At 38.9% G+C, this 2,183-nt stretch carries 4 protein-coding genes; 1 reads left to right on the top strand and 3 read right to left on the bottom strand.

The window, feature by feature from the left end:
* The coding region (locus ASC50_RS06335; protein WP_226995441.1) for a hypothetical protein at nt 1-242 on the top strand (242 nt) is incomplete at its 5' end.
* A 63-nt stretch (nt 243-305) separates the two neighbouring features.
* Here the strand turns inward: ASC50_RS06335 and ASC50_RS06330 are convergent.
* The 3 genes from ASC50_RS06330 to ASC50_RS06320 form a co-directional block, all read right to left on the bottom strand.
* Nucleotides 306-548, bottom strand: a complete 243-nt coding sequence (locus ASC50_RS06330) for a DUF2442 domain-containing protein (protein WP_055432973.1) — start codon at nt 546-548, stop codon at nt 306-308.
* Nucleotides 549-554: 6 nt separating this feature from the next.
* Nucleotides 555-806, bottom strand: coding sequence for a DUF4160 domain-containing protein (locus tag ASC50_RS06325; protein WP_055432974.1), 252 nt, complete (start codon nt 804-806; stop codon nt 555-557).
* 143 nt (nt 807-949) lie between these two features.
* A complete protein-coding gene (locus ASC50_RS06320; protein ID WP_055432975.1) occupies nt 950-1,495 on the bottom strand; it encodes a hypothetical protein in 546 nt (181 codons plus the stop codon).
* Nucleotides 1,496-2,183 lie beyond the last annotated feature (688 nt).

Here is a 2,183-nt window from a genome sequence, read left to right as displayed (position 1 = left end):
TTTGGCTACAACGCAGCCATCTCTTCCCCGAAATTCCTCACGAATGGGTGTGGGAAATCAAATATGTCAAAAAGGCGGGGTTGCGGCGCGACACGGCTTTACAACCCGCACGCGACAAAGCCCGCGAGCAATTAGAGAAATACCGCCGGTCGCATCAGTTCGCCGGTCGCACAGATGTGCGCTACCTGTCGGTGATATTCATCGGGAAAGACAAATATGAGATGACAGAGCTGGCTGTCTGAATCAGGATTTTCAGGATTAAAGGATTTGCAGGATAAAGTTAAACCTGTTAGGTCTTCGAAGACCTAACAGGTTTTTGATTTGCGTGTTCTACCTGTATGTTTGTGGAAGCAGTTATAACTTAAATCTTCATCAATATCCTCCCATCTGATACCAAAGTTATCGTATTCAAAATGGGCACGCTGCGCAGGTGTGGCGTAGCGCAACAGTGGATACTTATAAAATTGTTCGCTATACACTTTTCCATCTACAGTTTGAATATACACTGTAGTATCATCAATCCAAACATTGGCAACTATGGGTTCCATATTCTTCTATTTTTTACCAAAAAATCTGTTCCAACTATCTATTATTATTTGCTTATTTTCTTCTATCAATCCTTCTGCTACTTTTAATTCGCTAATGCTTAGCCCCTTGTTTTCAATCAAAACAACTTCCGGCAGGATTTGAAATTTTGCTTTTTCCTTTATTTTCCCTTTGCCTTTAACAACATGAACATGAATCGGTTCATGGTCGTCGCTGTAAAACATAAAACGCAATCCAAAAAATATAAAAATAGTCGGCATAGCTTTTAATTTTTAATTATTAGTTTTTTTATCATTAAAATTTCTGCAAAGGTACGAAAATTTATGAATATAAACTTAAAAAAAGAATGTACCAAAGAAGTCTTCTTTGATACATTCCCACAGAGTTGTTCTTCTTTCAACTATCAGAATTTGTATTCAAAACCAATAGAGAGTCCAGCCGGGCCTCCTACACCGATTTCAATATCGGTGCCGCTGCCACCTCCATCATACGATGTTGATGTGAATCCAAGGTTCAAAAGGTTTAACTCGGATGTCAAATAAAAGTTGTCAGTCAAAGCGTATTTCACCACAGGACGAACATGCAGACCGGTCGAAAACACAAGATCAGCTATCCCCAAATCTAGACTGGCTTGTCCCCAAAGACTCAATTTATCTGCACTAAACACCTTGTAACGGAAAAAAGCACCTAACCCGATCTCACTTTCATCTATGGTCGCCACTGATTCACTTTCGTAGTTGATTTCTTCGCGAGATGAAGCCGAATAACCAACGTGAATCCCAAATTCGATATTTTCACCTTTGGCGTAGCCAATCGTAGGCGAAATGTTCAAAGTGGACCCTAGCCCTTCCTTCGAGCCATAGCCCAAAGAACCACCAACAAAAACTTGTGCACTTGCAGATGCACTACTCAGTAGTGCTGCTGCCAAAAATAAACTAATTTTTTTCATTTTGAAACGTTTTTTTACGTCCGCTCCTTAGGCGGACAATTAAATTATTAAACTAAAATCCTACTCTGTGAGGCTTTGTAGGGCTTGCCCCAATTTTATGTCAGTTGTTGGTCAACCTATTTGTCTTTCTCAATCACTATACACACATAAAAAAAACGCAGACAAAACTCTTAAATTTCCTAATCTGCTTTCTGAGGTTCGCGGCCACCTAAATTTCCCAAACTAAACGGAGTAATGCCCTCGCCGAGCGGCGCGAACGTTATCACTTTTATTTTGTGGGAACCTTGAAATTGTCGAGATTTCAGAAAGCCCAAATAATAAGCTAAACGCTTTTTCCAATCTTAAAATGTGCGTATTAACGCTGTCATGTCATCATAATCTCCTATAAACTAAAATGTTAATCACTCCCGTCTTAGCCCATTCGTTCGAGCCAATATCCGGTCAACAATTTGCTTGTTCATTATAACTTAGCGCAAATTCGGGCGCAAAGGTAAGGATTATTTTTAAACAACATTCAAGTTTTTGTACCTCCATGTGTTAAATAAAGTTAAATTTAGGGGGGGGGGGGGGTTAAATAAAGTTAAATGCCAGATAAATGATGAATCTTTTTCGTTGTGGTTTATTTTTTTTAGTATATTTGCACCATGAATGTAAAAGGACAAACAAAAATAAACTATTTTCTGCAAAA

Source organism: Candidatus Symbiothrix dinenymphae, from assembly GCF_001431085.1.
This window is presented reverse-complemented; position numbering and strand designations above follow the sequence as displayed.

Bases quoted from the DNA above. Each gene is read 5' to 3' on its own strand.
- ASC50_RS06330 (WP_055432973.1), bottom strand. From the start codon at position 548: ATGGAACCCATAGTTGCCAATGTTTGGATTGATGATACTACAGTGTAT.
- ASC50_RS06325 (WP_055432974.1), bottom strand. From the start codon at position 806: ATGCCGACTATTTTTATATTTTTTGGATTGCGTTTTATGTTTTACAGC.
- ASC50_RS06320 (WP_055432975.1), bottom strand. From the start codon at position 1,495: ATGAAAAAAATTAGTTTATTTTTGGCAGCAGCACTACTGAGTAGTGCA.